The 20808-nt window shown below is 72.0% G+C and carries 24 protein-coding genes; 15 read left to right on the top strand and 9 right to left on the bottom strand.

The genetic code is table 11. The features are described from left to right. Nucleotides 1-107: 107 nt before the first annotated feature. The 4 genes from O0S08_RS19130 (at nt 108) to O0S08_RS19115 (ending at nt 4646) form a co-directional block, all read left to right on the top strand. Nucleotides 108-2192, top strand: coding sequence for an alpha/beta hydrolase family protein (locus O0S08_RS19130; protein ID WP_269040626.1), 2085 nt, complete (start codon nt 108-110; stop codon nt 2190-2192). A 453-nt stretch (nt 2193-2645) separates the two neighbouring features. Continuing rightward, a complete protein-coding gene (locus O0S08_RS19125; protein ID WP_269040625.1) occupies nt 2646-3593 on the top strand; it encodes a hypothetical protein in 948 nt (315 codons plus the stop codon). A gap of 11 nt (nt 3594-3604) precedes the next feature. Continuing rightward, a complete protein-coding gene (locus O0S08_RS19120; RefSeq protein WP_269040624.1) occupies nt 3605-4189 on the top strand; it encodes a YdcF family protein in 585 nt (194 codons plus the stop codon). 13 nt (nt 4190-4202) lie between these two features. Then, nucleotides 4203-4646, top strand: a complete 444-nt coding sequence (locus O0S08_RS19115; protein ID WP_269040623.1) for an HAD domain-containing protein — start codon at nt 4203-4205, stop codon at nt 4644-4646. Between the two features lie 84 nt (nt 4647-4730). Here the strand turns inward: O0S08_RS19115 and O0S08_RS19110 are convergent, their stop codons facing one another. The 7 genes from O0S08_RS19110 to O0S08_RS19080 all read right to left on the bottom strand — a co-directional run bounded on the left by O0S08_RS19110 (nt 4731) and on the right by O0S08_RS19080 (nt 10072). After that, nucleotides 4731-5819, bottom strand: coding sequence for an adenylate/guanylate cyclase domain-containing protein (locus tag O0S08_RS19110; protein WP_269040622.1), 1089 nt, complete (start codon nt 5817-5819; stop codon nt 4731-4733). Between the two features lies 1 nt (nt 5820). After that, complete coding sequence (locus O0S08_RS19105) at nt 5821-6228, bottom strand: hypothetical protein (RefSeq protein ID WP_267708056.1); 408 nt, start codon at nt 6226-6228, stop codon at nt 5821-5823. Next, the gene (locus tag O0S08_RS19100; RefSeq protein ID WP_269040621.1) at nt 6225-6740 is read right to left on the bottom strand and encodes an ATP-binding protein; all 516 of its coding nucleotides are present in this window, start codon (nt 6738-6740) and stop codon (nt 6225-6227) included. The genes O0S08_RS19105 and O0S08_RS19100 overlap by 4 nt, the downstream gene beginning before the upstream one ends. Further along, a complete protein-coding gene (locus tag O0S08_RS19095) occupies nt 6737-7663 on the bottom strand; it encodes a PP2C family protein-serine/threonine phosphatase (protein WP_269040620.1) in 927 nt (308 codons plus the stop codon). The genes O0S08_RS19100 and O0S08_RS19095 overlap by 4 nt, the downstream gene beginning before the upstream one ends. A 1-nt stretch (nt 7664) precedes the next feature. Further along, complete coding sequence (locus tag O0S08_RS19090; protein ID WP_269040619.1) at nt 7665-8207, bottom strand: hypothetical protein; 543 nt, start codon at nt 8205-8207, stop codon at nt 7665-7667. Further along, complete coding sequence (locus tag O0S08_RS19085) at nt 8204-9319, bottom strand: GRAS family protein (RefSeq protein ID WP_269040618.1); 1116 nt, start codon at nt 9317-9319, stop codon at nt 8204-8206. The genes O0S08_RS19090 and O0S08_RS19085 overlap by 4 nt, the downstream gene beginning before the upstream one ends. Nucleotides 9320-9586: 267 nt before the next feature. Next, nucleotides 9587-10072 carry a hypothetical protein gene (locus tag O0S08_RS19080; RefSeq protein WP_269040617.1) on the bottom strand — a complete coding sequence of 162 codons (486 nt, stop codon included), beginning with the start codon at nt 10070-10072 and terminating at the stop codon, nt 9587-9589. A 320-nt stretch (nt 10073-10392) separates the two neighbouring features. Between O0S08_RS19080 and O0S08_RS19075 the strand changes: the two genes are divergently transcribed. The 9 genes from O0S08_RS19075 (at nt 10393) to O0S08_RS19035 (ending at nt 16821) form a co-directional block, all read left to right on the top strand. After that, nucleotides 10393-11031: a ComF family protein gene (locus O0S08_RS19075; protein ID WP_269040616.1), complete on the top strand. Its 639-nt coding sequence runs from the start codon at nt 10393-10395 to the stop codon at nt 11029-11031. Nucleotides 11032-11046: 15 nt separating this feature from the next. Next, entirely contained in the window at nt 11047-11526 is a 480-nt protein-coding gene (gene smpB, locus O0S08_RS19070; RefSeq protein WP_269040614.1) for an SsrA-binding protein SmpB, read from the top strand. Continuing rightward, complete coding sequence (locus tag O0S08_RS19065) at nt 11523-12266, top strand: hypothetical protein (protein WP_269040613.1); 744 nt, start codon at nt 11523-11525, stop codon at nt 12264-12266. The genes smpB and O0S08_RS19065 overlap by 4 nt, the downstream gene beginning before the upstream one ends. 24 nt (nt 12267-12290) lie before the next feature. After that, nucleotides 12291-13787: an AAA family ATPase gene (locus O0S08_RS19060; RefSeq protein WP_269040612.1), complete on the top strand. Its 1497-nt coding sequence runs from the start codon at nt 12291-12293 to the stop codon at nt 13785-13787. Between the two features lie 279 nt (nt 13788-14066). Continuing rightward, on the top strand, nt 14067-14798 hold the full coding sequence (locus O0S08_RS19055) for a response regulator (protein WP_096333397.1): 732 nt from the start codon (nt 14067-14069) through the stop codon (nt 14796-14798). Nucleotides 14799-14893: 95 nt separating this feature from the next. Beyond that, the gene (locus O0S08_RS19050) at nt 14894-15079 is read left to right on the top strand and encodes a hypothetical protein (protein ID WP_269040610.1); all 186 of its coding nucleotides are present in this window, start codon (nt 14894-14896) and stop codon (nt 15077-15079) included. Continuing rightward, nucleotides 15076-15480: a hypothetical protein gene (locus O0S08_RS19045; protein WP_269040609.1), complete on the top strand. Its 405-nt coding sequence runs from the start codon at nt 15076-15078 to the stop codon at nt 15478-15480. The genes O0S08_RS19050 and O0S08_RS19045 overlap by 4 nt, the downstream gene beginning before the upstream one ends. A gap of 44 nt (nt 15481-15524) precedes the next feature. Further along, nucleotides 15525-16247 carry a molybdopterin-dependent oxidoreductase gene (locus O0S08_RS19040; RefSeq protein WP_269040608.1) on the top strand — a complete coding sequence of 241 codons (723 nt, stop codon included), beginning with the start codon at nt 15525-15527 and terminating at the stop codon, nt 16245-16247. Beyond that, a complete protein-coding gene (locus O0S08_RS19035; RefSeq protein WP_269040607.1) occupies nt 16240-16821 on the top strand; it encodes a hypothetical protein in 582 nt (193 codons plus the stop codon). Before O0S08_RS19040 ends, O0S08_RS19035 begins: the two co-directional genes overlap by 8 nt. An 84-nt stretch (nt 16822-16905) precedes the next feature. Here the strand turns inward: O0S08_RS19035 and O0S08_RS19030 are convergent, their stop codons facing one another. After that, nucleotides 16906-17688 (bottom strand): dienelactone hydrolase family protein, encoded by a 783-nt coding sequence (locus tag O0S08_RS19030; protein WP_269040606.1) that lies wholly within the window; start codon nt 17686-17688, stop codon nt 16906-16908. A gap of 76 nt (nt 17689-17764) precedes the next feature. On the opposite strand from O0S08_RS19030, the gene O0S08_RS19025 reads away from it, so the two are divergent. Then, nucleotides 17765-18127: a hypothetical protein gene (locus O0S08_RS19025; RefSeq protein WP_096333403.1), complete on the top strand. Its 363-nt coding sequence runs from the start codon at nt 17765-17767 to the stop codon at nt 18125-18127. A gap of 57 nt (nt 18128-18184) precedes the next feature. On the opposite strand, the gene O0S08_RS19020 is transcribed toward O0S08_RS19025, so the two are convergent. Beyond that, the gene (locus O0S08_RS19020) at nt 18185-19747 is read right to left on the bottom strand and encodes an FAD-dependent monooxygenase (protein ID WP_269040604.1); all 1563 of its coding nucleotides are present in this window, start codon (nt 19745-19747) and stop codon (nt 18185-18187) included. Nucleotides 19748-19839: 92 nt separating this feature from the next. On the opposite strand from O0S08_RS19020, the gene O0S08_RS19015 reads away from it, so the two are divergent. Next, nucleotides 19840-20466, top strand: coding sequence for a TetR/AcrR family transcriptional regulator (locus tag O0S08_RS19015; RefSeq protein WP_269040603.1), 627 nt, complete (start codon nt 19840-19842; stop codon nt 20464-20466). Nucleotides 20467-20808: the final 342 nt, after the last annotated feature.

Here is a 20808-nt window from a genome sequence, read left to right as displayed (position 1 = left end):
TGTGCGCCGGATCGCAGGTCGTCCGCTCGCCGGCATTCCGTGCATGTCACACAAATTCCGCAGGTCGGCGCTGGCGGATCGGCGATCGTCGTGGGAAAAATCAGAGCATGTTGTCGTGCTCTGGCCTGGTCCCGCGTGTGTGCCTCACGCTCGCGTGGCTCGCCCTCGCCGGCTGTTACAGCGGCCCCTCGGGCGCCATCGTCGATGAATCCGACCCGCCGTCGCGCCCTCCCGTGAGCGAGGGCCCGATCGGCGGCCCCCAGCTCGCGCCGCTCGAGCTCGACGCCCTCTCGCCCGACCCTGCGCCCGGCGGCGTCGAGTTCGACCTCCACGTCACCGGCGCCGGCTTCACGCGCGACAGCGTCGTCGTCGTCGCCGGCGTGGAGCTGCCCACCACCTTCGTCTCGGGCGGCGAGCTCCACGCCCGCAGCGGCCCGCGCAAGCGCGGCGACTACCCGGTGCTGGTCCGCCGCGGCGACGAGGACTCGCGGCCCCTGACCCTCGCCGTCGATCGCTCGGCGCCGCGGATCCTCGTCCCCGCCGAGGTCTCGGTCGACGAGGACACCGAGGTCGGCCTCTTCATCGACGTCGTCGACGTCGCTGATCCCAAGGCCCTGCGGGTCCACCTGCTCGGCCTGCCGCCGGGCGCCACCTGGGACGAGCCCACCCGCAGGTTCCTGTTCACCCCCGACTTCACCCAGGGCGGCGACAGCTGGACCGTCACCGTGCTCGCCCACGACGGCGAGTCGCGGGTCGAGACCACCTTCGCCGTCGTCGTCCGCGACACCATCCAGCCGCCGTGGCCCGAGGTCGTCGACACCGAGTTCCTCGACGGCAGCGGGTATGTCCGTTACACCCTGTCGCAAAAGACAGATGATTACCTCGACAGCCCGGGCTACGCCGGCCGCGAGTTCGTCGCCAAGGTCATGGTCCCGCTCGACGTCCCGCCCGAGGGCGTGGCGGTGCGGGTCGGCCTGCACGGCTTCGCCACCGCCAACCCCGGCGGCACCGGGTCGTCGGCCGAGATCCGGATCTCGCCGCACGACCCCGACAACACCTACTGGTGGGGCTACGCGACGTCGCTGCCGGACGTCGAGCCCGTGGCCGGCGGCGCCGCGCCCGACTACACCATGCGGCGCGTGCTCCACCTCGTCGAGTACGTCCTGCGCCACTACCCCGAGGCCGACCCCCAGCGGGTGCACGTCTACGGCAGCTCGATGGGCGGCGCCGGGGCGATGCTGCTCGGCCTCTTGCGCGGCCGGCACTTCGCCTACGTCGACGCGCGCCTCGGTCAGGCGATCGCGCGCAACCACCGGCCGGGGCGGATCACCCAGCTGTCCGGCTGGTGGGGCGCGCCGGAGCTCGACCTCGACGGCGGCGGCGGCCTCTCTGCCTGGGACCACATGGACCTGACGCGCGCGCTCGCCGAGTCGAACGAGGCCCGCGATCAGTTCCTGTTCCTCAAGCACGGCAAGGACGACCCGACCATCCACTTCGGCGCCACCGTGCTGCCGAGCCCGCGCACCGGCGAGAGCTTCTATCAGGCCCTGCAGAGCCGCGGCGTCGGCCACTTCGCGGTGTGGGACGAGGGCGGCCACGGCGTCGCCGATCCTGTCCTGGGGGACAGCTGGTGGTCCGGCTCGTGGGCCCCCATCAACGGCGACGAGGCGACGCTGCGACGCGACCGGGCGTTCCCGGCCTTCTCCCGCTCCTCGCTCGACGACGACCCCGGCGTCGGCGTCGGCAACGGCAAGCAGGACTGGAGCGCCAACGCGGGCTTCGCCGGCGAGGTCGCGGTGCCCGGCGACACCGGCTGGGACGGCGCCATCGCCGGCGCGCTCGGCCGCTTTCTCCGCTGGGACGGCGACTCGGTGGTCGACACGGTCGACCGCCTGCAGTTCGCCCTGCGCGTCCACGCCGGTGACGGCGCCGACCCGCCCGCCCCCGGCTACCCGAGCGAGGGCGACCGCGTCATGGCCGAGCTGCCCGCCTACGTCGACGTGACCCCGCGCCGCACCCAGGCGTTCCGCTGCCGCCCCGGCGAGCGAATCGCGTGGTCGTTCGGCAAGCAGCACGGCGAGGTGGTCGCCGGCCCCGACGGCAGCGTCACGATCCCCGCCCTGCCGCTGACCGACACCTGGACCAGGCTGGTCCTGCGCCGCACGGTCACGGTGATCGCCGCCTCGCACTGACATGGCTTTGGCGCCATGTCCTCGAGGACACTAATCCTCGAGCATGTTCTGAAGAACATGTTTCAACAGACATGCTCTTTCCGCCTGGCCGAGGTGAGCGAGCAGCCATCCCCTGCGCGTCGACACGCAGGCCGCACAGGTCCTGGACCATCGCCCCTCGTCGTGTCTGTCGCACCGGCCGACCCCGCGCCCCCCAACCGCGTCCGTGCGACGCACCGCGTTCGTACCGACCCGCCGAACTCTTGGACCATCGCCCCTCGTCGTGTCTGTCGCACCGGCCGACCCCGCGCCCCCCAACCACCTCCCCGGCGACCCCCCGCGCTCGTACGACCCGCCGAACGCGTGCTCGCAGACGCGAGCGACACGCTCACGCCTCGGGGTCGCGCGGTCCCGATCAGCCTCCGCGCCCGCCCGCACCTCGACGAACGAACCTCGCTGCGGTAGATGCATCCAGTGCGCGGCCCGCGGGGGTTCACGGCCGGTCTGGCGCTCGCTCTCGCGTGCGGGATCGAGTCGTCACCGGAGACCGCTCCGGTCGACGACCCGACGCCCGCGCCCGCCTCCGTCCCTCCGCGCCCCACGGTCCGTCTCGAGCCCGTCGACGCGCGCGACGCCGACCTGCTCGCGCGCTGGCCCTCTCTGACCCACTACCCGCGCGTCCCGCCGGCGCTCGCCGCCGGCCTGCGCGCGCACGACCCCGCCGCGATCTTCCGCGGCCTGGAGCTCGCGTTCGAGCCCGATCGCTGGGCCGAGATCGACGCCTGGGAACGCCTCGGCCACATCCGCCTCGCCGATCCGGCCGGCTTCTGCCGCACCGACGCCGGCCAGCCCGTGCGGCTGTCCCCCGGGACATACGACCTCGGCTGCCTCGGCGGCTTCCTCGAGGGCGTCCGCCTGCTGTGGTTGCCGCGCCTCGAGCTCGCCGACCTCGTCCCCTGCGATCCGCCCGGCGGCTTCGAGTCGTGCCAGGACGGCGCCCACGCCGGCCGCGCCGCCCTCCTGCAGATAGCAGCCCGCCTGCCCGAAGCCGACCTCCCGCGCGGCCTCGATCTGCTCGATCTGCGCCTGGGCGAGCTCGACCCCGAGGCCGCGCTGGCGGCCCTCGTCCCGGGCGCCCTCCACCTCTGCAGCGTCTCGCACCGCGCCGGCGCCCGCGGCGGCGAGCGCATGTACCATCACATGATGATCGTCGACCCGACCCGCGACCGCCTCGGCCGCGTGCACGTGTTCGACACCACCGGCGCCGCCGGCGTCGCCTGGCGCGCCATGCGGCCCACGCGGCTGCACCGCTACGCGCGCCGCCTGCTGGCCCGCCACGACGCCTTCCGCTACGACCCCGAGTCCGCCCGGCTCACCTGCCTGGCCGTTCGCCCGCCCGCGGCCCAGGTCACAGGTCCATGAGGACATGTCGCATGCGACAGGTTCGAAAGTACAGCCTGCGCCTCCTCGCCCTGCTATGCGCCTGGGGCCTGGTCCACCTCCTCGTCCTGGCGATCGACGGCTGCACCGACGAGGCCCGGCCGGCCGACGTCGCCGTCGTGCTCGGCAACCACGTCAGCCCCGCGGGCGAGCCCTCGCGCCGCCTCCAACTGCGCCTCGATCGCGCCGCCGCGCTCCACGCCGCCGGCCTCGTCCCGCGGCTCATCGTCAGCGGCGGCCAGGACCCCGGCAGCCCGCACGAGGCCGACGTCATGAAGGACTACCTGGTCGCCCGCGGCGTCCCGGCCGAGCGGATCGCAGTCGACCGAGGCGGCATCAACACGTACGCCACCGCCCGCTTCGTCGCCGCCGACCTGCGCGCCCGCGGCGAGCGCTCCGCGATCGCAGTCAGCCAGTACTACCACGTCACCCGCAGCAAGCTGGCGCTGCGCCGCTTCGGCGTCGACGCCACCGGGGCCCACGCCGACCTCGACCTCGAGCTGCGCGAGCCGTGGTCGCTCCTGCGCGAGGTCGTCGGCTTCTACGCCTACCTGTTCAAGGACTACGACCTCGACTGATCGGAGCGACCCAGTGCCGGACCGCGTCCTCTTCCTCGACATCGACGGCGTCATGAACACCCTGTCGAGCCCCGTCGACCCGGCCATCGGCCTGACCTCGCTGCTGCTGCCCGGCTGCGTCGCCGCGCTCAACCGCGTCGTGCAGGCCACCGGGGCCGTCGTCGTCGTCACCTCCACCTGGCGCCTGACGATGCCGCTCGCCGAGCTGCGCGCCCACTTCCGCGCGGCCGGCTGCGTCGCCGAGATCGTCGACGTCACCCCCGACCTCGACGCCCCCCGCCGTGACCGCGAGATCGCCGCCTGGCTGGCCGCCCAGGCCGAGCCGCCGCGGGCCTACTGCATCCTCGACGACGACCGCGACATGGACGGCCTGCCCGGCCGCCTGGTCCGCACCGACTCCCGCCGCGGCCTCGGCGACGACGAGCTGCCGCGGGTGCTCGCCCTGCTGGCCGAGTGACCGCGGGGACATGCTCCCGGAGACATGCCCGATCGGGCATGTCCCTTCGCGCCTGCCCTCACAGACAGGTAGGCGCGCGGTCGCTCAGAACTCGTCGAGCCCCTGCCCGAGCTCGACGCCGAGCGCCTCCTGGGCGGCGGCCGGGCACGGCGAGGCGAAGCGCGACTCGTAGCGGGCGGTGAACTCGGCGTTGGCGACCCCGGGCTGGCCCTCGGCCTGCAGCTCGGGGAGCAGGCCGCGGACCGCGTAGACCTCGATCTCGCCGACGCTGCGGGTCACCGTCGTCTGCAGGAACTCGAGCGCGAAGAACGGCTCGATGAGCTGGCGGACGGCCCCCGACACGCACACCGAGTCGGGCTGGCCGACCCGCTCGACGTGGCTGGCGACGCTGACCGTGTCGCCCCACAGGTCGTAGACCGGCTTCTTGGACCCGAGCACGCCCGAGATGCAGGGCCCCGAGTGGAGGCCGATGCGGAAGCTCCAGTCCCACTCGTCGACGATCGGCGTCAGCCCCGACGCGACCACCTGGGCGCAGCGCAGCGCGGCGAACGTCGCGTCGACCGCGTGCGACAGGCGGCGGTGAGGGATGCCCGAGACGGCCACGTAGGTGTCGCCGGCGGTGCGCAGCTTCTCGACGCCGAACGCCGAGGTGAGCTGGTCGAAGGCCGAGAAGAAGAAGTCGAGCTGCTTGAGGCAGGTGACCGGGTCGACGCGGGCGGCCAGGCGCGAGAACTGGACCGCGTCGATGAACATCACCGTCGACTCGCGGTAGGCCTTGGGCTGCAGCCGCTCGCCGAGCGGCGCCGCCGACTCGCGCGGCAGCACCGCCAGCGCCAGGCTCTTGTCGAGCAACGTGGAGTGCGCCAGCTGCGACGCCAGCGCCCGCGGCGGGCGGATCGCCACGCCGACCGCCAGCACCCCGTCGGATGGCTCCAAGGACAGGTCCCAGGTGACAGGTCCTTCGGGCCAGGGGTTCTCGGGCACCGCCTTGCCGCTGCTCTCGGCCAGGCTGCGGAGGAACGCCGGCGAGGCCGCGCCGAACAGCGCGCCGAGGCTGGGCGCGCCGGGCCGGGCCGCCAGCCAGCGCGCGGCCGCGGGCGAGGCCGGGGTCACCCGGCCGTCGGCATCGACGCGCAGCGCGATCGACTCGACCAGCTCGAGGATGGCGACCATGTCAGAACTCGCGCACGTCCTCGAAGGTCGTGCGGGCGGCGATGGTTTCCTCGTCGAGGTTGAGCAGGATCGGCAGCGTCTCCTGCTGCCAGTCGTCCTCCTGCAGGCGGCGGACCAGCACCGGCCCGGGCAGCAGCAGGTAGACCAGCTCGACGATGTCCATGATCACGTAGAAGCCGTTCGAGTTGCAGAACTCGAGCTCGGTGAAGTCGAGCACGCTGCGCTGGATCTCGCGCTTCGGCAAGATCTCGCGCAGGTCCTGCAGCAGGGCCGACAGATAGCGATAGGGGTTGTCGATCCGGACCACGCCGGAGAACGTGAGGGAGAAGTTCCCCTCGTCCTCGCGCGCGACGCAGTGGAACACACTGACGCCGCCGTCCATGATCTCGCCGTACGTGAGGACGTTCATTGCGCACCTCGCAAAGGAAACACCGCCTGCATGGTAAGCTGCTCGCCCGTGTAGGTCGCGGACAAGCGGAAGCGGTTCTCGGACACCAGGCGGATGAGGCCGAGCCCGCCGCGCAACCGCTGCTGCCGGCGGGCCCGCAGCGTGTCGGCGAACAGGCGCTTGGGGTCGGTCGCGGTCTTCAGCTGGTCGACGCGGTCCTTGACCTCCTGGTACTGCTCGGGGGTCGCCTTGTTGGTGACCTGGACCTGCAGCGCGTCGCCGTCGATGCGCAGGTCGACGCGCATCTGGCTGGCGGGGTCGCTGACGTTGTCGATCACGTTCTGGACAAACTCGGTGATCACCACGTTGGCCTTCTTGCACAGGGCCTGCGGGTAGAACACCGTCAGCATCGCCAGCAGCGACTCGCCGACGGTCGCCGCCAGGTTGCCGCGGGCGTCGCCCATCGGCGCGACCGTCAGCGTCAGGCCGACGCTGGTCGTGATCGGTTCGTCGTCGAGCTCGAGGTCACTCACGCGGCCCGCCTCCGCAGCACGATGAGGGTGATGTCGTCGGCGTCGACGCGGCGGAACTGGCCGTAGTCGTCGAGGCACCGCTGAAGGATCTGGCCCGCCGGCAGCTCGGCGTTGGACCGCACGAGCTCGTGCAGGCGGCGGGTGCTGTAGTCGGCGCCCGCGCTGTCCTGGGCTTCGACCATGCCGTCGGTGTAGAGCGCCAGGACGTCACCTGTCTCGAAGGGCAGCTCATACTCGCTGTACGCGCGGCGGCGCAGGCCGATGAACGGGTCGCCCTTGTTGAAGGTGTGGACCTCGCCGCCGCGGATCAGCACCCCGTAGCCGCCGCCGCACACGTAGCGGAACGTGCGCTCGCCGAAGGCGACGAAGTTGACCGTGGCGTAGCGGCGGACCTCGCGGAGGAACCCGACGGTCGCGTTGTTGAGGTACTCGACGATGTCACGCGGGCGCGACACCTGCTCCATCGTCTGGACCAGCTGGGCCTTGAGGTAGGCCATGATCAGCGCCGCCGACACCCCGTGGCCGGAGATGTCGAACACGCCGATCGCGTGGCTGCCGTCGCGCAGGCGGTAGAAGTCGTAGTAGTCGCCGCCGACCTCGGTCATCTGCTTGTGGTAGACCGAGAACTCGAAGCGCGCGAGCATCTCCGGGTGGTCCTTGGGCAGCAGCGCGTGCTGGACCTGCTGGGCGATCTCGAGGTCCTGGCGGATGGTCTGGTAGGCGCGGGCCAGCTCGCGCTCCTGCTCGTCGAGCCGCTCGTAGGCGGTGCGCAGGTTGTCGTTGGTGGCCTGCCAGTACGCGGTGTCGCGCTCGACCCGCTTGAGCAAGCCCTTGTACATCCAGAACAGCCGGTGCATGTCCTCGCGCGACAGCTCGGACAGGCGGTCGGGGTCTCGTCCCTGGAGGATCTCGTCGAGCGTCATCTCAATGGAACTCCACCACGAGGCGGTTGGGGTCGCCGTCGTTCGTCACGTCGACGTAGTAGAGGTCGCCGGGCGCCATCACCCCGCCGATCAGCACGCCGCACTCGATCGTCTTGTCGAACGGCGTCGACGAGCGGATCACGGCGTGGCCGCGGCCCGAGTCGAACTCGGCCAGGTCGAACGAGCCGACCACCTCGCGCGGCCCGCGGATGACGCTGGCGATGCCGTGGCTGCCTGTCTGAAAGTGCAGGAAGTCGGCGCCGCGGTGGATGAGCGCCTTGCCGGGGCCGTGGTGGTACCACAGCGTCATCATCTCGATGCCGAGCTTGAGCCGGATCGGCTCGACGTTGGCGTACGACTCGCCGACCATGCGCTCGATCTCCATCCACTTGGCGAGCGGGAACCACCGGCCCATGTCGATGTCGGCCAGCAGCGCGGTGGCGCGACGCCCCGCGACGATGTTGAGGTTCACGCACGCCTGGGCGAAGCCGGCCATCAGCGCCCCATGGACCACCGGCTCGCTCGGCTCGGACTCGTCGCTCATCCCGCCTCCCCCGCGAACGCGAACACCGCGATGAGCGGCACCCCGCGGTACGACAACCTCACGAGCCCCGAGCTGACCGTCGACCGACAGTACTCCGGCAGGTCGACGTCGACGTCGATCGCCGGGTACGGCACGAAGCCCGACTTCTTCAGCCGCAGCAGCCACGACTCGAGCGTCTCGTGGCGCTCGGTGCGGAAGGCGTCGCTGGTGCCGAGGATGTCGCGGACCTCGCGGCCGAAGAAGCCCTCCTTGATGGCGAACTTCTCGTCGGGGGACGCGTCGCTGCGGTCGACCAGGTCGAACACGGTGGCGAAGTGCTGCCAACAGTGGTGCATGCGGCGGGTCAGGTGCTCGGTGTCGTGGTCCGAGCTCGGCTCCACCAGCGTGAACACCCGCGGCCTCAGGGCCCGCAGCCGCCGCAGCAGGCGGGTGCGAGCGTCGCTGTCGGGGCCCGTGGTGTGGTGCAGCGTGTAGGCCGCGTTGATCGACAAGCTCCCCTCGGCGAGCGCCTCGAAGTGCGCGTAGTCGTCATCCTCGCAGACCTCGATCAGCTTGACCAGCGGATAGATCTCGATGTCGAACGGCAGCTCGGCGCGGACCTCGTCGATCGCCGCCACGCCCTCGTTCAGGGCCGTGCGGTTGGGATCGAGCGCGATGATGCGGACGCGCTCGATCTTCCCGGGGTCGCGCGCGAGCGCCCGCATCAGCGCGACGACTTGCAGGCCCTTGCCGATCCCGATCTCGAGCAGCGCCGGCGTGGTCGACTCGCGCATCGCGTGGAGCAGGTACTGATTGGCCAGCGCGTAGCCCTGCGGCACGGCCGGGATCGCCCGCTGCAGCAGCGTGAACAGATCGATCTGCGGCCGCTTCTCGGCTTGCAGGTACAAGTTCCGCCCCGCGAGCAGGTTGCGGTCGATCCGCCGCAGCAGCGACTCGGCGACGATGTGGGACAACAGCGCGTCGCTCGGGACATCGACGTCGAGGGCGTCGAGGAGCTGGCTCGCTATCACCGTCTTGGCGACCTGCTCGCGATGCCGGCGAATGTCCTGGCACGCGGCCAAAATCAGCTTGTAGCGGTCCTCGTAGAGCATGCGCCGCAGACTGAAGGTCACACAGGGGATCCGCCTTGGCAAGCTGATGCACACCCGATCGTGGCCGAGAAGATTATCTCGGCTCGGGCGCGAAAACGCGCTGTGCAACCAATCGCAGGTCCCGTCGGCCTCTGTCTCAAAGACCACCCAGCGGCGCTACCGGACCGCGGGCCACTGCGCAGGTCGCGTGCGCCGCACGACCGCGACGCACGCGACAGACTGCATCTTGAGACATGGTCGCAAAACCATGACGCGCCGCGGCGAAGCGGGCGCGAGTGCCGGCCCGCGTCACGCGGCGGCGGCGCCGCCAGGCATCAACACGCCCGTAGCGGCGCCGGCGAGCGATCGCAGCTCGAGTCCGATCTCGAAGCTCACCGCCGTCGCACCGACGCGGCCGCGCTGGCTCTCGCGGTGAACCTCGACGGCCAGCGTCACGTGCGTGGCATTCGGTACTCTGCCGCTGCGGAAGCGCACCGTCGCGATCGCAGTCAGCGGCTCCCCCACCAGCGCCTCGGCGAAGCGTCGCACGCGACTGATGCTGCGCAGCGTCAGCGCGACCTCGCGGAACGGCTCGCTGTGGGCCAGGGCCGACAGCACCCGGCCGATCACCACGGGCAGCGGACACACGCGACCCCACGGCTCCGGCGCGCCGCCGCCGGACACGCTCCCGGTCGACAGCATCTCCTCTCCGCAGCCCACCACCTGTCCCAAGAAGCTGGACTCCACATGCGCGGTCAGATCGGCCGGCTTCACCGTGAACGTGGAAGTCGTCAAGACACTTCCGACGCTGAGAGATCCGAGATCGTGTGCGAGCATGACGCGGCCTCCTTGAGATTAGCGTGCCGCCCACTGCCGCGATTTGCACGTCAGATCAGGCTCAGCGGCGATGTGTGCGTCTTCCTCCGCCGTGGATCGCGAGCGCCGCCGCAGATCCGGCGAATTCTCGAAGCCGACGCCGATCGGCCGCACGACGGCCCGCTTGCATCGCACGGCGAAATGATCTTCACACGCCCCTCGGCCGGCGAATTCGACGCGATCTCCAGCGCGATCTCTTGCGCGTGCAACAACGACGGCGGTTCACACGACCTCTCCGTGTGCTCCTCGACTTCCTCTCGCCGCCCGTCTGTCTCGCCTGTCGACATCTCCTCCGGGCCCCCGCCCGCGGGGGTCTGCCGCCCCTGTGCAGCCGCTGCGCCCCCGAGCTCGCGCCGCTCGACCCGGCCGCCCGGCGCCTCGGCGACGTCGAGGCGTGCTTCCTTTATGAAGGCCCGCTGGCGAGCGCCGTCCGGCGGCTCAAGTACGACGGCCAGCTCGAGCTCGCCGGGCCGCTGGGCCGGCTCCTCGCCCACGCCCCGGCGTGGCGCGAGGGTTGGGATCTCGTCGCCCCGGTGCCCCTGCACTGGCGCCGCGCCCTCGCCCGCGGCTACAACCAGGCCGCCCTGCTGGCTCGCTGGGCCGCGCGCGAGGCTCCCCTCGGCGCCCGCCTGCGGCCGCGGCTGCTGCAGCGCGTGCGCGCGACCCCGCCGCAGACCGAGCTCGACGGGGCGGCGCGCCGCGACAACCTCGCGGGCGCGATCGTCGTCCGGTCCGGGCGCTCGCTCGCCGGCCTGCGCGTGCTCGTGGTCGACGACGTGACCACCACCGGCGCGACCCTGGACGCCTGCCTCCGCGCTGTGCGGTCCGCAGGGGCCGCCCGCGCCGCCGGGCTTGCCCTCCTGCGGTCCGCTTTGTAGCTTTCCACCCCCGCCGTGAAGAAGATCGACAAGACCGCGACGAAGGATGGCCACCTCTTCGTCCAGAACCGCCGCGCCACCTTCGAGTACGAGGTCCTCGAGCGCTACGAGGCCGGCCTCGCGCTCATGGGCAGCGAGGTCAAGTCGATCCGCGACGGCCGCGCCAGCCTGGGCGAGTCGTACTGCCAGTTCCAGGGCGACCAGCTGTACCTCTATCAATCGCACATCGGCGAGTACACGCAGGCCCACGACCGCAACCACCTGCCGCTGCGCCCGCGCAAGCTGCTGCTGCACCGCAAGGAGCTCGACCACCTGGCCGAGTCGGTCGACCAGGCCGGGCTCACGCTGATCCCGCTGGCGCTGTTGGCCCGCAACGGCCGGATCAAGCTCGAGCTGGCGCTGTGCCGCGGCAAGAAGACCTACGACAAGCGGGCCTCGATCAAGGAGCGCGAGCAGAAACGCGAGATCGACCGGGCCATGCGGGAGCGGACGTGAGCGGTCGGCGCTCGGATGGACCTGTCCCTTCGGACACTCTGGCGGCCCTCGACCGCGCCCGCGACGAGCCCGGCCCGCACCTCTGGCTGGTCCCTGCCGCCACCGACACCGGCGACGCCGACGAGGCGCTGAGCGAGCTCGACGTCCTGCTCGCCCGCGGCGACACGAGCGACGAGGCCGCCGCCCGCCTGATCGCCCTGGCCCCGCGCGTCCCTGGCCGCCTGCGGGCCGTCGTCGCCGCCCTCGCGGCCGTGGGCACGCCGGTCGCGGTGGCCGGCCTGCTCGGCTTGCCGCAGGTCCCGGGCGCGCTCGAGGCCGTCGCCCGCGCCCTGGCCGGCGGCCTGACCCGCGCCCTGCCCGGCTCCGCCGCCGCGCCGGTGTTCTTGGCCCTCGACTTCCGCGGCTCGCGGGCGCGACCGTTCCCCGATTTGCTGCGCCGGGCCCAGCTCGTCGCCGCCGACCCGAGCGGCGCGGTCCGGCTCGACGTCCTCCGCGTCGACGGCAAGCCCGCCTACCGCCTGTCCTTTTGGCCAGACACGCTCCCGCCCCGCCCGCGCGCTGCCCTCGCCCGCGCCTGCGCCGCCGACCTCGCCCTGCTCCACGGCCGCCTCGCCCGCCTCCGCGGCACCCGCCTGTGGCTGAACGGCTTCTGCTTCGCCGACGACGGCCCGGTGTCGGTCGCCGCCCAGGGCCACCTGCTGGCCGCGTGGCTGACATGGTCCGAAGGACATGCCTCCTGAGACATGCCCCATGAGACATGCCCCATGAGACATGCTCCTGAGGACACCCCCTTCGCCCGCGCGCGCGCCCGCCTGCGCGAGGCGCTGCAGTCGGGCGCGCGCGGCCTCGGCCTGCGCGCGGTCGACGAGGCGCGGGCGCTGCGGCTGTGCGAGGACGTCGGCGAGCGGCTCGACTGGCCGGTCCACACCTGGAGCGCCGCCGGCGGGCGCGACGGCCTCGGCGCCCCCGAGCCGCTGACCGAATTGCTGCGGAACCTGCTCCGCGACCCCGACCCCGGCCTGTGGGTGCTCCTCGATCCGCCGCCGCTCGAGCCCGTCGCCCTGCGAGCCCTCCGCGAGCTCGCGCAACGCAGCGCCGGCCCGGCGGTGATCGTCGTCGGCGAGCTGCCCGCCGCAGTCGTCGCCATCCCCGAGCTCGAGCTGCTCGAGCTCGAGCTCCCGGACACCGACGAGCTCACCGGCCTCGCCGCCGACCTCGTCGACGAGCTGCGGATCGCCGGCCGCCCCGGCCCCGCGACCGCGCTCGAGCGGCGCGCCCCGCAGCTGACGCGCGCCGCCCTCGGCCTGTCGGAGCACCAGGCGCGTCGGCTGCTTCGCCGCGCCGCCCACATGGCCGACGACGCGGTCGCCCTCACCGAGCTCGGCGCGCGCAAGGCCGAGCTGCTGCGCCGCGGCGGCCTGCTCGAGCGCGTCGATCCTGTCCCTTCGGACATGCTCGGCGGCCTCGCGCACCTCAAGCAATGGTTGGCCCGCCGCGCCCTCGCGCTCCGCCCCGCGGCCCGCGCGGCCGCCATCCCCGATCCGCGCGGCGTCCTGCTGGTCGGCGTGCAGGGCTGCGGCAAAAGCCTGGCCGCCCGCGTCTGCGCCCACGCCCTCGGGCTCGGCCTCCTGCGCCTGGAGCCCGGCCGGCTCTACGGCGGCACCCTCGGCGAGAGCGAGGCCAACCTGCGCCGCGTCACCGCGACGGTCGAGCGCATCGCTCCGGTGGCGCTGTGGATCGACGAGCTCGACAAGGGCCTCGCCGGCAGCGAGGGTCCGGCGAGCGACGCGGGCACTGCGGCGCGGGTGCTCGGCGGGCTGCTCACGTGGCTGCAGGAGCGCCGACGTCCTGTCTTCGTGGTGGCGACGGCCAACCAGGTCACGCGCCTGCCGCCCGAGCTGACACGTCGCGGACGTCTGGACGAGATCTTCTTCGTCGATCTGCCGGACGCGGACGAACGCGCCGCCATCGCGGAGATCCATCTCGAGCATGCGCCGCGTTCGCACATGGGCGCCGCCCCGGTCCTGGCTGATCCGTTGCCCGACCTCGTCGACCTCGTACGCGCGGCCGACGGACTCTCGGGCGCCGAGATCGAGGGCGCGATCGTGGAAGCTCGGCTCGACGCGTTCGCCGAGTCGCGACCGCTCGCGCGCGGGGACCTCGCTCGCGCGCTCGCCGCGACGATCCCGCTGAGTCGCAGTCGTGCCGGCGAAATCGCGGCCCTGCGCGCGTGGGCGAGCGCTGCGGCGCGTCGGGCTTGAGCGACCTGTCTCTTGGTTACAACAAGGCGCGAGGCCTGCGGTCGCGCAATGTCTGCACAACCACGCCAATCGCCCGAACAGAGCCGGCGAACGATGCTTCACGGGCTGTGCTGTTGAACACAATTCAAGCGAATGCGATGCCGCGTGCGAACGTGACGCGCACAGCCAAACCTGCTGCGAGGCTTGTGGGAATTTTCGTGCGAGGGTCCCACCCATCCCGTGAACTCCAGGTGCGTGACACTGTGATCACGGCTATGGGATACTGTACGAGCGCTCATTATGACCGTGCAGCCGCCGATCACTCCCCTGTCTCAAGGAACAGGACCCGCGGACCAGCCCTCGTCGCCGGCGCGGGTCCTCCTCGTCGACGACCACCCGATCTTCCGCCTCGGCCTGTCCCAGCTCCTCGGAGCCGAGACCGACCTGGAGGTCGTCGGTGAGGCCGAGGACGCCGAGGCCGCCCTGGCGATCCTGCGCGAGAAGCCCGTCGACCTCGCGGTCGTCGACCTCTCGCTCAAGACCGGCAGCGGCATCGACCTGATCAAACAGATCCGCGCCGCCTGGCCCGAGCTCAAGCTGTTGGTGCTGTCGATGCACGACGAGCAGCTGTTCGGCGAGCGGGTGCTGCGGGCCGGCGCGCACGGCTACCTGATGAAGCACGTGCCGGCCGAGCGGATCGTCGGCGCCATCCGCAAGTCGCTGAAGGGGGAGCTGGCGGTGAGCGAGCAGCTGGCGGAAACGATGCTCAACGCCATGGTCTCGCGCCCGCGGGCCGGCACCGGCATCGAGAACCTCAGCGACCGCGAGCTCGAGGTGTTCGAGCTGCTCGGCCGCGGGCACGACACCCGCAACATCGCCGAGTCGCTCAAGATCTCGATCAAGACCGTCGAGACCCACCAGTCCAACCTCAAGCTCAAGCTCGGGGCCCACAGCGCGCACCAGCTGCGCCGCCTCGCCGTCCTGTGGGCGACCGAAGGCCTCGCCGGCCAGCCCGCCGCGGGTCGCCCCTGAGCCCTCCTGCGCGCTCCTGAGCGCCCCTGCACGGGCCCGGCGCGCCCGTCGGGCGAGAATTTGCCAGGCCGGCTCGCTCGGGTCAGCCTCACGCAGTGTCCCGCGCCCGCAGCCTCGCCCAGCAGCAGCAGCTCCGGCTGCCGGCGCTGGACGAGCCGCAGGAGGTCGCCGACCTGCCCGAGCCGACCCCGGCGGTCGCCTGCCCCCGCTGCGGCTGGCTCGTGTTGCAGTCCGAAGCGGCCTGTCCTTTGTGTCATGCTCCGAAGGACAGCCCGCCATGAGCCGCTACGTCCGCCTCGACCTCGGCGCCCGCGAGCTGGCGCGGGCCGACCTGGAGGCCGCCCTGGCCGAGCTGGGCCTCGTCGCCGAGGTCGCGGAGATCCCCGGCGGCCTCATGCTCGAGGGTAACTTCGAGTGCGCCGGCGAGCCCGTCGACCTGCGCCTGCCCGCGGGCACGCTCGCGGCGGTCGGCGACTTCGGCCTGCGCGCGGCCGGCAGCACCTTCGTCCTCGTGTGCGGCGAGCACGATCGCGCCGTCCTGGCCGAGCGCCTGGTGGCCCCGCTCACGCAGGCGCTGGCGGCCGCCCGCGTGCGCGCCGCGGCGGCCGCCGCCGGCCTCGCCGTCGACACCACCCAGGCGGCCGACGGTACCCTCAGGCTGCGCGTCCGCCCGCCGGCGTAACACTCGCCGGGGCCCCCGCGTTGCCCGAGCAGGAAGGTCGAACGATGTCCGCCCCGCGCCCGCTCCCGCCCGCCGTCCACGCCGCCATGAGCCGGCGCGACTTCCTCGCCCGCGCCGCCAGCGGCACCGTCGTCGCCGCCATGGGCGGCGGCATGGTGTGGGTCCTCAGCGACCGCCTCACCCGCGAGGCCAAGGCCATGACCCTCGGCGACGGCCGCCCGCGCCTCCCGCCCGGCCAGCGCGTGCTCGAGGCGCTGCGGCCGATGGGCGGCGTGCCCGGCTCCCCGAGCCCCGCCGACGTCAAGATCAAGGTCTACGGCGAAGTCGAGCAGCCGTTCGAGCTCGACTGGAACGGCCTGCTCGCCGCCCCCCAGACCGAGCTCGAGCTCGACGTCCACTGCGTCACCGGCTGGTCGCTGCTCGGCGCGGCGTGGAAGGGCGTGCGCGTCAGTCACCTGGCCGAACGGGCAGGTCTCAAGAAGACCGCGCGCCACGTCGTGTTCGAGGGCGCCCACGGCTACACCGCCAACGTCCTGCTGGCCGAGGCGCTCGCGCCCGACGCCCTGGTCGCCCACCGCCACGCCGGCAAGCCGCTCGCGCGCCCGCACGGCAGCCCGGTGCGCGCGGTGGTCCCCGGCCTCTACTTCTGGAAGAGCACCAAGTGGCTGACGGGCATCAAGTTCGTCGCCCGCGACGAGCCCGGCTACTGGGAGACCCGCGGCTACCACAACCACGCCGACCCGTGGAAGGAAGAGCGCTATGCCTGAGCCCGAGCGCCGGCGCCCTGCCCGCTGGCGGCCGTGGCTGCGCGCCCTCCACCGCGACATCGGCTACGCCGCCGTCGGCCTCACCTTCGTCTACGCGCTGTCCGGCCTCGCGGTCAACCACATCGCCGACTGGGACCCCAACTTCCACAACTACGAGGCGCGCCACCAGGTCGCGGTGCCGCTGCCCGAGGACGACCGCGCCGCCGCCGACAAGGTGCTCGCCGAGCTGGCGCTCACAGGCCCGCCGACCGAGATCTACCGCAGCGACGCGCGCGAGCTGTCGATCCTCCTCGAGGGCAGCACCCTCCACGTCGACCTCGACAGCGGCGCGGTCCTCGAGGACGGCCAGCGCCCCCGCCTGCTCCTGCGGCTCGCCAACTGGCTCCACCTCAACCGCGGCAAGCAGGCCTGGACCTACATCGCCGACGGCTACGCGGTGTTCCTGCTGTTCCTCGCCGCCTCGGGCCTGTTCATGCTGCCGGGCCGCAAGGGCCTGATGGGACGCGGCGGCCTGCTCGTGCTGCTCGGGATCGCCGTCCCCGTGCTCTACGTGACCCTGTCCGGCGGGCCATGATCCCAGGGACATGCTCCAAGAGACATGCTCGCTCGGACATGCACGAGAGGGCATGCCCCCAGGGACATGCCCTCCTTCCACCGCCTACTGCAGCCGCTCGCGCAGGAACGACAGCGTGCGCTGCAGCGCCTGCTCGGTCGGGTGGCCGGTCTCGCGGACCAGATCGACGGTCAACACGCTGTGGGCCGACGGCTTGATCCCGTGGGCGTTGCCCGGGCCGGAGTCGATCTCGATCGCCTCGAAGCCCTCCTTGAGCTCGCGCTTCAGCGTCTCGAACCGCTCGCGCGGGACCTTGCCGTCGTGGGTGAAGCACAGGCCGAGCACCTTGAGGCCCTCGTCCTTGATCCGGCGCTTCACTGTGGCGAGCTCGTCCGGCGCGATCGCCAGCTGACCTCGGCGGGCCTTGCCGACCGGCAGCGGCAGCGCCGGCTGCGACATCACCGGCGCCATCAGCGACGGCTCGACCGCCATCGACAGCGCGAAGTTGCCGGTCAGGCACATGCCGATCGCGCCGACGCCCTTGCCGCCGAGCTCCTTGTGCAGCGCGCGGGCCAGGCCGCGCAGCCAGTTGGTGATCGGGCTCGACTCGTGGCCGGCGAGCAGCTTGAACTCCTTGCTCACGCACAGCTTGAGCATGGTGCTGGCGAGGTAGCCGCCGGACACCGGCTTCATCGGCTCGCCGAACAGGTCGGGCAGCACCACGGTGAACCCCGCGTCCGCGACCAGGTTGGCGAACGTGACCACCGCCTCATGGATCCCGGGCACCTCGGTGATGATGATGACCCCCGGGCCACGCCCGCGCCGATAGACCGTCTTGGTGACGCCCTCGTGGGTGAACTCCGATGCGCTGTAGCCCTGGATCGACATCGGCGCGAGTGTATCAGCCTTCCGGCCGGCGCGAGCTTGTCAAATCGCGCAGAGGCGTGCGAGGCTCGCCGCCGCCGTGTCCTACGAGCTCTTCCTGGTCCTCCACATCTTCGGCATCGTCCTCCTCTTTATGGGCCTCGGCGGCCTCGCGTTCCACGGCATCGCCGGCGGCACTCGCGAGACCAACCCCGCGCGCGGCCTCGTCGCCGCCACGCACGGGGTCGGAACATTGCTCATCGTCGCGGCCGGCTTCGGCATGCTCGGCGTGAAGTACGGCGGCGCCATGCCGGGCTGGGTCCATCCCAAGTTGCTCGCGTGGATCTGCCTCGCTGCTGCCCCCGCTCTGGTCGCCCGCAAGCCCGGCGCCGGTCGCGTGTTGTGGTTCGTCGCGCCGCTGCTCGGCCTGCTCGCCGCGTACTTCGGCCTCAACCACAAGTAGCTCGTACACGTGCTGCGAGCGCGGCCTCTTGGGCAGCCTCGCTGGCCCTCCGCCACGCTAGAACCAGCGCGCCGCGTAAGCCTGCAACTCGTCGATGCGAGCAAGCGGCGCGCGCACTGCGATGTGCCCGTCGGGCCGCAGCAGCACGAGTTCAGGCGCGCGCACTCTCCACCCGCGGACCACCGCGCCCGAAACATCGCCGAGAGTCTCCGCGTCGCCTGTACCCAGGACCAGGTCGCGAACCACCAGCGATCGTCCCCACTTCTCCGCCAGCTCCCGACCCGCGATCGACAGCGCCTGCGAGCGCGACGATCCGTGCATGAGCAACAGGGTCATCCTCGCCTCGCTCGCCACCAGCGCGTGCAACGACACCGTCGTGTCCCCGGCGCGGAGCATCGCTGCCGGCGCTCGATCGCCGGCTCGCGGCGACAGTCGCGGCCACCCGCGAGCGTCGATCGCCGCCGGCGTGTTGCGATACGACACGCCCGTCTGCGACATGCGCCGCACCAGCCGTCGCTGCAGCGTGCGTGACCGCAGCACCGCGCTGACGACGAGCTTGCGGACCGTCATGGTCCGCCGACTCGTCGCCCCGCGGAACAGCCGATCCGTCAGCTCGAGCGTGCGCCTCGCCACCGGCAGCCGCTCCGCGTCGTAGGTCGCTAGCAGCCCCGGCTGCGCCGCCCCGCGGGCCACCATCGCCAGCTTCCACGCGAGGTTGAAAGCGTCCTGGATCCCCGTGTTCATCCCCTGGCCGCCGGCAGGGCTGTGGATGTGCGCCGCGTCGCCGGCGAGGAACACCGAGCCCACCGCCATCCTCGTCACCATGCGGTGGTGCAGGCGGAACCGCAGGATCCACTCGGGGTCGTGCAGCACTGCCCCGGGCACCAGCTCGTCGGCCAGCTTCTGGAACATCTCGAGCGTCGGCTCGGGCGCGTGGCCATCGCCTCCCATCGCGATGATGCGATAGCGATCGCGCGGCAGCGGGGCGAACACCACCAGCCCCGCGGGCCGCAGGAACGCGCAGCCGAGCCCTGGCGGCCGATCCCAGCGAATTTTCAGATCTGCCTGATCGAACATGTCCTCATAGGCAGAGCCTTCGAACGGCAGCCCGAGCCCGTGTCGCACCGCGCTGTGGGCACCGTCGCAGCCGACCAGCCAGCGCGCGGTCACCGACTCGGTGCGCCCGTCGTCGCCGCCGATCGTCGCCACCACCTGCCCGCCCTCGTCGCGGAACGACAACAGCCGCAGCCCGCGATCGACCGCCCCACCGAGACGTCCGAGCTGCTCGGCGAGGATCCGCTCCGTCGAGCTCTGGTCGAGGAACACCGGGGTCGGGACATCGGGCCCGAGCCGCTTCACGTCGAGCGTGCCCAGCAGTTGCTCCTCGAAGTACAGCTGCACGGCCATCAGCGCCTGCGCCTCGGCCTCCACCACCGCGCGCAGCCCCATCGCCTCGAACACCTCGCGCGTGCGCGCGTGGATCACGAGCGCCTTCGAGTGCTCGGTCGTGCGCGGCGCGGGATCGATCACCCGCACCTTCAGCCCGTACCGCTTCAGCTCGCACGCCATCGTCAAGCCCGTGGGCCCTGCGCCCGCCACCAGCACATCGATCGACTCCATCGCTCCGCTCCTGCAAGTGAGTGCTCACTCACCGTGCCACGACCTCCCGCGGCTTGCAAGTGAGTGCTCACTCAGGCCATCCTCTCGAGGTCATGGCGAGCACGCGCGAAGACGATCCGGAGCCCGTGCGCGGCGTCGAGCGCATCGTCCGCGCTGCCATCGAAGTGATCGCCGAGCGCGGCTTTCGGGGCGCCGCGACCAGCGAGATCGCCCGCCGCGCCGGCGTCGCCGAGGGCACGATCTTCCGCCACTTCAAGACCAAGCAGCTGCTGCTCGACCACATCCTCGAGCCGTTCGTCGAGCGCGTGCTGGCGCCGATCGCCTTCCGCGACCTCAACCGGCTGATCGACACCGACTACCCGGACTTCGCCGAATTCCTGCGGGTGTTCGCCCGCAACCGCCTCGACGTCGCGCGCGAGCACGTGCCGGCGCTGCGGATCTTCCTGCAAGAGGTCCCGCTCAGCCCCGAGCTGCGGCGCATGGTGTTCCACCACATCGGCCGCCACGTCATCCCCGAGCTACTCGCGGTCATCCGCAAGTACCAGGCGCGCGGCCAGATCCGCGACGACCCGCCCGAGACGGTCCTGCGGATCCTCATGAGCGCTCTCGCCGGCTACATCATCACGCGCCTGGCGATCCTGCCCGACCACCCGTGGGACGACGACCTCGAGATCGAGCGCACCGTCGGCGTGATGACCCGCGGCCTGCGCCCCGACTGACCTGTCTTTTCGACCAGGCTCCCGGTGAGTCGCCCCCGAGAAGGTTCGACCCGGCCGCTCATGGCTTCGTGCCGCCGCGGCACGTCGACGAGCTCGGTCGCCTGCCGTGCAACCCGGGACATGCGCTTACTGCACTCGCGGTCGCCCATCCCGGACCGCGGCGGGCTCGTTCGACGTCCTCGTGAGCGCGCGCGCAACCCGGGCCTGCGCTCACTGCACTCGCTATCGCCCGTGTGGCCCGCGACCGACTGATTCGACCGAGCATGGTCCCTCCGGAGCGCGCACGTCGACATCCTCGTGATCCTGCGCCCGCCGGCCGACGTGCCGCGCCGCGACCGGCCT

The organism is Nannocystis punicea (assembly GCF_026965555.1).
In the GTDB taxonomy this organism is placed as follows: domain Bacteria; phylum Myxococcota_A; class Polyangia; order Nannocystales; family Nannocystaceae; genus Nannocystis; species Nannocystis punicea.
The sequence above is the reverse complement of the archived record's forward strand: the minus strand, read 5'-3'. Positions and strand labels throughout refer to the sequence as shown.

What these genes read in the sequence shown, in the direction of transcription:
- O0S08_RS19130 (WP_269040626.1), top strand. Translation starts at nt 108, where the DNA reads ATGTTGTCGTGCTCTGGCCTGGTCCCGCGTGTGTGCCTCACGCTCGCG.
- O0S08_RS19120 (WP_269040624.1), top strand. Translation starts at nt 3,605, where the DNA reads ATGCGACAGGTTCGAAAGTACAGCCTGCGCCTCCTCGCCCTGCTATGC.
- O0S08_RS19110 (WP_269040622.1), bottom strand. Translation starts at nt 5,819, where the DNA reads ATGGTCGCCATCCTCGAGCTGGTCGAGTCGATCGCGCTGCGCGTCGAT.
- O0S08_RS19105 (WP_267708056.1), bottom strand. Translation starts at nt 6,228, where the DNA reads ATGAACGTCCTCACGTACGGCGAGATCATGGACGGCGGCGTCAGTGTG.
- O0S08_RS19095 (WP_269040620.1), bottom strand. Translation starts at nt 7,663, where the DNA reads ATGACGCTCGACGAGATCCTCCAGGGACGAGACCCCGACCGCCTGTCC.
- O0S08_RS19090 (WP_269040619.1), bottom strand. Translation starts at nt 8,207, where the DNA reads ATGAGCGACGAGTCCGAGCCGAGCGAGCCGGTGGTCCATGGGGCGCTG.
- O0S08_RS19060 (WP_269040612.1), top strand. Translation starts at nt 12,291, where the DNA reads ATGAGACATGCTCCTGAGGACACCCCCTTCGCCCGCGCGCGCGCCCGC.
- O0S08_RS19055 (WP_096333397.1), top strand. Translation starts at nt 14,067, where the DNA reads ATGACCGTGCAGCCGCCGATCACTCCCCTGTCTCAAGGAACAGGACCC.
- O0S08_RS19045 (WP_269040609.1), top strand. Translation starts at nt 15,076, where the DNA reads ATGAGCCGCTACGTCCGCCTCGACCTCGGCGCCCGCGAGCTGGCGCGG.
- O0S08_RS19040 (WP_269040608.1), top strand. Translation starts at nt 15,525, where the DNA reads ATGTCCGCCCCGCGCCCGCTCCCGCCCGCCGTCCACGCCGCCATGAGC.
- O0S08_RS19035 (WP_269040607.1), top strand. Translation starts at nt 16,240, where the DNA reads ATGCCTGAGCCCGAGCGCCGGCGCCCTGCCCGCTGGCGGCCGTGGCTG.
- O0S08_RS19030 (WP_269040606.1), bottom strand. Translation starts at nt 17,688, where the DNA reads ATGTCGATCCAGGGCTACAGCGCATCGGAGTTCACCCACGAGGGCGTC.
- O0S08_RS19020 (WP_269040604.1), bottom strand. Translation starts at nt 19,747, where the DNA reads ATGGAGTCGATCGATGTGCTGGTGGCGGGCGCAGGGCCCACGGGCTTG.
- O0S08_RS19015 (WP_269040603.1), top strand. Translation starts at nt 19,840, where the DNA reads ATGGCGAGCACGCGCGAAGACGATCCGGAGCCCGTGCGCGGCGTCGAG.